Genomic DNA, 6,950 nt, shown 5'->3' with positions numbered 1-6,950 from the left:
GGCACCCTTCAAAAGGCGCCTCCTGCGTTCCGGCATCGGCTACGGGCTACGCCCTTCGCCAATCCCGGAACGCAGGATTCTCATCTTGTTTGTCGCGCTTTCTCAACCTGAATGTCGCGCGACAAGGGGCTTAGGTCTTGGTTCAGCGAATGGGGATCACACCGACAATATGGCCACGCAACCCGACCAAATTACTACCGGAGAGGATCACGGTGGCCTCGTTCGTCGTTTTATTGCCCGTTGGCGTGACGATCCTGGCGCAACCTACCGAAGCTGGTTTCTGTGGGACGAACGGTTGAAAAACTTCCGCTCGATCCGGCGTGGTATTGGCCAGGTCGTTGGTGAGATCGAGCGCGGCACGTTCGGCGTCGCCTACCGGGGATCGTCGCTCGAAACGGTCGTTCATTCCGTCGCCGAGCAGCGTCAAATTTTCAAAGGCGCTGACCATGCCTTTCTCTGGAAGCCGAAGCTCCGCATACCCGATATCTACGAAAACCCGGAGAACCAGCGGGCGTTCGGTCGCTTGCTCGACGCCTGTTCGTGTTGCGACACGGCCGAGGAAATTATTGGCCATATCCACACGATCGATCGCTTGAAGATCAAGGGGCTCGGGCCCGCGGTCGCCAACCTGCTCTATTTTCTTCACCCGACGCTGGTGCCGCCCTTCAACACCGCGATCGTCAAAGGCTACAACGCGCTGACCGGCTCGAAGGTGAAGCTCGGGAGCTGGGAGCATTTTCTGGCGATGCGGTCGGGTGTACTCGACTTGAACGATCGCCACCGCGACCTGCTATCGAACGACCTGGGTGCGATTGGCGGCTTGCTGTTCGACATCGGCTTCGATCGCTACCCGGCCCCTCCTCTCGATGTTAGCGGCGAGGCGCTGGCAAGTTGGGGACAACGGCTTGAGACGGCGCGCGAGGAGGCGCGCACGCTCAGCAAGGCGGCGCTACGCGAAGGCGAGAACGAGCGCACCCATACTGAAATCCAAGCATGGCTTCGCGATCTAGGACTCGCGCTCGGCTATGACGTGTGGATCGCATCGAACGACCGCAGCCGTGCCTTCAATGGATCGCCGTTGGGACATGGGTGCCTTGAGCACCTGCCCGCCTCCATCGCAACCTCGAAGGGGGCCGATTCCATCCGTCTAATCGACGTGCTGTGGCTTGAGCGCGGCGGCGATCACGTCGCGGCAGCGTTCGAGGTCGAGCATTCGACGTCGATCTACTCGGGCATTGTGCGCATGCTCGACTTGGCGCTGAGCGGCAGCGCCCTCCACGCGACCGCAGGGCTGTTTCTGGTCGCACCCGACGCCCGCGAGGCGGATGTCCGCGCGCAGTTACAGCGTCCCGCGTTCAGCCGCGTCGCCGATCTCGACATATCGTATCTTCCCTACGGCGAGCTGGAGAGAAACCGCGAGGCAATCGCCAGGTTCGGATCGGGGCTTAAAGCGATCAAAGCCATCTCCAGCAAGCTGGCTTGATCGAGAGAGGTAAGGGGTACGCGCGCGCGCCGCGTATTTTCAAATGGGCGGGGGCTCAGCTGGAGATGAATGATGCATCAGATCGATCCCGAGATGAAGGCGTGCATGGACGCCTGCCACGAATGCCATGTCACCTGCCTCCACATGGCGATGAACCATTGCCTTGAGGCGGGAGGCCGACATGCCGAGCCGCAGCACATGAAGATCATGGCCGATTGTGCGCAGATTTGCGCGGTCGCGATCGACTTCATGGCGCGGAAATCTGAGCATCACCGGCATATCTGCCGCGAGTGCGCCGAGATTTGCCGGGCGTGCGCGTCGAGCTGCGAAGGGCTGGACGGCATGGAGGATTGCGTCGCCGCGTGTCGCAAGTGCGCCGAGGCTTGCGACAAGATGGCCGCGTAAATGGCCCGAGGGCGGCGCTTTCCCCGCCGCCCTCCCGTTACATTGCGAGCCAAGGCGCGTGAGACGGTGCGATGCACGGTCAGGGTTGCGGCAACGCTTTAGAGAGGGGCGTTGTCTGCCCTGCCGCTAGTAGGCTAGCGGCCCGCCCGCCCGCGGCTTGGCGCGGCGGTTCCAGGCAAACCCGATCACGATCACGGCAAGCATCAGGAGTTGTGCCAGCACCGACTGAAATGTCGGGAACAGGCCCAACATCGAGATACGTGGCACGCTGGCGAGCGGCGCTATGTCGATGATCCCCGCCTCTTGGAGGGCAGCGACTCCCTTACCGGCCAGCACGACCGTCAGAGCGGCCATCAGCCACGAGCTGTAGCGGAAGAACTGCGTAATCGGCAGCGTCCGGCTGTAGCGGAGCATGGCCCAGGCGATGACGGCGAGAAGGCTGATCGCTGCGCCGGCGCCGGCCAGCAGCATCGCGGTGTTACCCTGTGTCGAGAGCGCGGCGTAGAAAAGGATCGTTTCAAAGACCTCCCGATAGACCACCAGGAATGCGAGCCCGAACAGGAACCATCCCGACCCGCTCGATAGCGCCCGTGACATTTTCTCCCGGATATAGCGTTGCCACTGATCGGCTTGGGCCTTGCCGTGCATCCAGATTCCGACCGAGAGCAGCACGATCGCGGCGAACAGCGAGCCGAACCCTTCGGTCAGCTCCCGGCTCGCGCCGCTGATCCCGATCGCATAGGTGGCGACGGCCCAGGTAAGCCCGCCCGCGATGAGCGCCCCGATCCACCCGCCATGCACATAGCGCAAGGCTTCTGGCCGTTCCGCTTTGCGGAGGAACGCGATCATGGCGACCACGATCAAAAGAGCTTCCAGCCCCTCACGCAGCAGGATCGTAAAGGCCCCCAAGAAGGTGGACGCCTGCGTCGCGGCGTCGGGCGCGAGCGCCGCCTCGGCATCATCGAACAGGCCGCCCAGCACTGCCACTCGTTCGGCCACATCATCGGCCGACGTGCTGCTCTCCACAGCGGCGCGATATTCTCCCATCGCGCCTTCGATCCTGGACATGAGCGTCGGGTCGCGCGCCGAGAGCGTCGGTTCGATCGGCTCGAACCCGTCGAGATAGGCGGACAGCGCCAGTTCCTTTGCGCCGCGCCGGTCGCCGCGCCGGAACGCGGCGAGGCTTTGCGCAAGCTTGGAGCGAGCGACCGCGAGCGAGCCCGGGGCTTGTTGCATCACCTGATCGGGGTGGCGCCGCAGATAGGCGAGCACCGCGTCGGCTTTCGCCTGCCCGATGCTGCCCGCAAGCGCGGCGGGGGTGAGCGCGACCAGGGTTTTCAAATCGGGGATCCGCGCCCGCAAGCTCGGCTGGGACTTCCACAGCCGTTCGCCTTCGACCGCTTGCGCGTCGGTCAGGGCGAAGCTGCCAGCGCGGAACGCCAGCGCCCAGCGTTGATCGTTCGGCAGATCGGCGAAGCTCTGCATCGCGGTCCCGTCGATGCCTTGGCTTATCACCTGATAGAGCGCGAACACGCTGCGCTGGCGCGCCCGTTCGGCGTCGGTGAACGCGATCGGCGGCGGGTCGAGTCTGGCAGCGTCAGGCCCATGTCCGTCGCCGGTGAGGCCGTGGCAGGACGAGCAGCTTTGGACGTATAGCCTTGTTCCCATGGCGGGGTCGGGTGCCTTGGCGGGAGCGAGCGGCACCGGATAGGCCTTGAGCAGATCGGCGGCGAGGCCATGCGCGAGTGTCGCGACCTCTCGGGACGATCCCTTGCGGCCGATCACGGCTTCGAGCTGCGAAGCGCTTTGGATTAGAGATTGCCGCTCAGGCGTCGCGGGAAGTGCGCGGAGGCGCGTCGACACCCCAGCGGCGAACTCCGTCATCTCCGCGTATTCGGACGCGCTTATGACCGCGCCGTTGGCGACCGCACCGCCATAATCGACCGCCATATAGTCGAGCAGACGCCAAGCAGTTTGAACATCGCGGGTATCGGCCATCGCCGCAGCGGGGATCAACAGCAGCATAAGCGACGCGACCAGCGCGACCAGAGGTGACGGCATATGGGTGATCGATTCCAAGCTTCACTCGTCGCGGACTATGCGAACAACTCTCATTAGCAGTATTGGGCAGCGTGCGCGACCACCAATGGCAGGATGATGAACATCGCCGCCGGAGAGCTGGCGGGCGATCGTCTCCGGCGACAAGATCGTGACCGCGAACCCGGAGACGATCGGGGGGGTAGAAAAGCGGCAGCGAAGGCGCGTGACGGTGTGCGATGCACGATCAAGGTTTTCGATGAGGCTAAGCAGTGATTGAAGATACTTTCAGATCACGTACTTGTCCCAGCTTGCATAATGCTCGGCGCTGCGCTTTCCCCTTGGAAAGCTGAGGCCGACGAGCGCAATGCCGGCTACGACCGAGGCCACGGCCCCAAGGTGACCAACGCCGTCGAGGAGGAAAGGCGCGGCCACAAGCCAGGCTCCGAACGCGACGTTGATCAGCCGCAGCGCGCGGGCAACTTCTGCGGTGGCGATGATCGCGACCGTGATGACCAGCGCACCCACAACGTGATCGCTGTTCGCCATACCGCCTTCCGTGCCGAACAGTATTCGGGTCAGCATCAGCAGGACGCCGATGACGATGCTCGCAGTCAGCGTCCATGGCAGGGTCAGTCCCTTCTTTGCGTCCGCCCAGAAGGTGCTTGGCGAGGCCATCGCGTCCGACGCGTCCACCGCTCCCGCCTCTATCGCGTCACCCTGGAAGAAGGTGCGGATCAGCGGTTTGCCTTGCCGGCGCGCCCAGAGAAGGAACTGACCCATCGCAATCACCTCGTCGAGCGCGAAGGGGATCATGATCAGCATGGCGAGCGCGGCGATCAGCGCCAGCGTGCTCCATGTGCCGATGACGATGGGCTGACTGATGATGAAATAGATGCTGATGACGCCGAGCGGGATGACAAGGATGCCGAAGAAGGTCACCATCCACGGCATGGTCCGCCAGCGGTCGCGGGTGCCCATTACCGCCATCAGGATCTCGAGGACATAGCTGACCGTGCCGAGCCCACCATCGGGAATCGGCCAGGCCTTGGACATGTCCGAGGTGATGATCTCCTCGGTGCCGTTGCGTGGATCGCTCAGGGAGCCGGCGAAAAACGGCTCCCAAACGCCGTCAATATGCCCCAGTTGGTAGGCGGTGAGGATGCGCGAGGTGAGAAGGCCGATCAGACCCATGGCGACGATCGGCAGCCGCTGTGCGTCGGTGGATGGCGAATAGGTCCAGCCGGGCGGGATGTTCTTGGGGTCCATCATGCCCGCCATGCTCATGCCCGGCATCATCGGCACGAGCACCGACAGGGCGATCACGGCCGAGCCGATGAGCAGGTTGTTGTTGTACTGAGCGGCGCTCGGGCTCCAGAAGATCAGCGGGGCGAAGAACAGCCAGATGCCGACGAACGCGACCGCCCACTGCGCCCATGTCTTGGTGCGCGGAACGAGCGACAGCGCGCCGAACAGCACGATGGCGAGGCCGCTGACGACATCGCTGATGGCCAGCGCGTTCGCCCGCCACTCGATCGACGGCAGCCCGCGATCAATAGTTACGAAGCGCGCCGCCTCGCCGACACTGTGAGTGGTCACGGAGTCGTAGATAAGCGGGCTGGAGGCGAGCCACAGCCCAAGACCGATGTTTGCGTAAAGAGCCCAGCGCGCACGGCGCTCGTCGCGGTCCATTATGGCCATGTGATCGCCGTGTGCACCGTGACCGGTCATCGCCATGTCCGCCGCGCCAGGTCGGTGCCCCATGGCAGCATGGTCCATGCTGCTATGGTCCGCAGCCCCGTGATCCATGTCGGCCATTCCACCGCCTGCCGCTGCGGGTTGTTGGCCCGGCGCTACAGGTTCGGCCTTTAGCTTATCGTGCCAGGCAACCAGATTCTCGTTAAGCTTGTTGTTCCGATACCAGGCCCGCGGGTGGCGCTTCAGCGCGGCGACGATCGTCGGCAGCGTGTCCCGGAGGCGATGCTTCGGTTCCCAACCGAGCAGCAAGCGGGCGCGTGAAATATCGAGGATATAGTGGTCGTTGCTGCTGTCGATCATCCAGGGCTGGATGAAGTCGTCGCTGCCGAGCGCTTCGTTCTGCAGGATGATCCCGGCTTTCGCGAGCGGCTGCGGAATCCGGATCGTCTTCCAGCCCTCGCCGTGGAGCGCCTCGCCGACGATGTCCTGGATCTCGGCATAGCCGGGTGCGTCGGGCTCGCCGATGAGCAGCGGCAGTTCTGACGGCAGTTCGTGCCGCCGATCGACCAGACGCAGCACGGCGTCAGCCAAGTCGTCGCGGTGCACCGATGACTGCGCCGCACACAGCATGCCGGGATAAAAATGCGAAATCAGGCGGTGCTCGTAAATCTGCGATATCTGCTGCGCGAGAAAAGCCGAGCGTCCGTCGTCGTCGTAAACTCCGGCGGCGCGCATATAAACGACGGGGATGTTTCCGTGGCGCTCATGCAGCAATGTCTCGGCGTCGACCTTGGACTGCGGATAGGCCCAGGACGCGCCGATCGGCGAGTCCTCGTTGATGCGCTCGTCGGGTGTGGGGGTCGGCTTATGAACGAGCATCGTGCTGGCGAAGACGAATTGTCCGACTTCGAACGATTGCAGCCCGTCAATCAGCCGGCGGGTGCCCTGCACGGTGACCTTGTCGTAGAGCGGATTGGGGTCACCCGTGATATCATAATAGGCGGCGAGGTGGATCACCGAGGCGATGCGGTTGCCGTACCGTGCGCGCACCTCGTCAAGCGCAACTCGGACCGCTTCGTCTGACCCGAGGTCTATGTCGATCGCCGCCGCGGGCGGCGGTGGGTCGGGAGGGCCGGCGCGATCAAGGCCGACGACCGTGTAGCGCTCGCCGAGCTGGGCAATCAGCGCTGCGGCGATAAAACCGCTCGCACCCGTGATGAGGACGACTTCGCCACCCTGGCCGCTGCCGGCTTCACTGCGTTTGCCATCGGTCATGACTTTGCCACCCTTGTTCATTCATCTCTGAAAACACTGACAGGCCCACCCG

Annotated in this window: 4 protein-coding genes; 2 read left to right on the top strand and 2 right to left on the bottom strand. The window is 63.7% G+C overall.

The window, feature by feature from the left end; genetic code table 11:
• The first annotated feature begins 169 nt into the window (after window positions 1-169).
• Both ACFQ24_RS08655 and ACFQ24_RS08650 read left to right on the top strand, forming a co-directional pair.
• The gene (locus ACFQ24_RS08655) at window positions 170-1,483 is read left to right on the top strand and encodes a type II restriction endonuclease (protein WP_126053396.1); all 1,314 of its coding nucleotides are present in this window, start codon (window positions 170-172) and stop codon (window positions 1,481-1,483) included.
• A gap of 69 nt (window positions 1,484-1,552) precedes the next feature.
• On the top strand, window positions 1,553-1,888 hold the full coding sequence (locus ACFQ24_RS08650) for a four-helix bundle copper-binding protein (RefSeq protein WP_231735705.1): 336 nt from the start codon (window positions 1,553-1,555) through the stop codon (window positions 1,886-1,888).
• Between the two features lie 126 nt (window positions 1,889-2,014).
• Here the strand turns inward: ACFQ24_RS08650 and ACFQ24_RS08645 are convergent, their stop codons facing one another.
• On the bottom strand, window positions 2,015-3,949 hold the full coding sequence (locus tag ACFQ24_RS08645) for a cytochrome c/FTR1 family iron permease (RefSeq protein WP_058818219.1): 1,935 nt from the start codon (window positions 3,947-3,949) through the stop codon (window positions 2,015-2,017).
• A gap of 264 nt (window positions 3,950-4,213) precedes the next feature.
• The gene (locus ACFQ24_RS08640; protein ID WP_037471820.1) at window positions 4,214-6,898 is read right to left on the bottom strand and encodes a vitamin K epoxide reductase family protein; all 2,685 of its coding nucleotides are present in this window, start codon (window positions 6,896-6,898) and stop codon (window positions 4,214-4,216) included.
• Window positions 6,899-6,950 lie beyond the last annotated feature (52 nt).

Origin of the sequence: Sphingobium olei (assembly GCF_042678845.1) — a bacterium.
In the GTDB taxonomy this organism is placed as follows: domain Bacteria; phylum Pseudomonadota; class Alphaproteobacteria; order Sphingomonadales; family Sphingomonadaceae; genus Sphingobium; species Sphingobium olei.
Note: the sequence above shows the minus strand (reverse complement) of the source record. Positions and strands in the feature narration are given on the sequence as shown.

What these genes read in the sequence shown, in the direction of transcription:
- ACFQ24_RS08645 (WP_058818219.1), bottom strand. Translation starts at nt 3,949, where the DNA reads ATGCCGTCACCTCTGGTCGCGCTGGTCGCGTCGCTTATGCTGCTGTTG.
- ACFQ24_RS08640 (WP_037471820.1), bottom strand. Translation starts at nt 6,898, where the DNA reads ATGACCGATGGCAAACGCAGTGAAGCCGGCAGCGGCCAGGGTGGCGAA.
- ACFQ24_RS08655 (WP_126053396.1), top strand. Translation starts at nt 170, where the DNA reads ATGGCCACGCAACCCGACCAAATTACTACCGGAGAGGATCACGGTGGC.
- ACFQ24_RS08650 (WP_231735705.1), top strand. Translation starts at nt 1,553, where the DNA reads ATGATGCATCAGATCGATCCCGAGATGAAGGCGTGCATGGACGCCTGC.